This is a genomic window from Bacillus cereus group sp. N14 (assembly GCF_016483555.1).
In the GTDB taxonomy this organism is placed as follows: Bacteria; Bacillota; Bacilli; order Bacillales; family Bacillaceae_G; genus Bacillus_A; species Bacillus_A wiedmannii.
The window spans coordinates 1-215 of the sequence record NZ_JAEHBQ010000153.1 but is presented as its reverse complement, the minus strand read 5'-3'; the positions used below and the strand labels follow the sequence as shown (position 1 = coordinate 215).

Below are 215 nucleotides of genomic sequence, written 5' to 3'. Positions count from 1 at the left end.
GGATATGAATCCAAAGTAAGTGGTACTGATATCACAAATACAAAAGTAGGCGAAACAAAAGTAGAAGGAACGAAAACATGGAAAGATGATAGCGCGAAAGATCGTCCGGAAATGATTCAAGTAGACCTTTTACAAAACGGTAAAGTAGTAGATACAAAAGAAGTAACAGCGGCAACAAACTGGAAATATGCATTCACGGATTTAGAAGCATATGA

Annotated in this window: 1 protein-coding gene; it reads left to right on the top strand. The window is 36.7% G+C overall.

Annotation, left to right across the window (positions count from 1 at the left end):
* A partial coding sequence (locus tag JDS82_RS29515) for a Cna B-type domain-containing protein (protein WP_206773556.1) occupies positions 1–215 on the top strand: 215 nt, incomplete at both ends.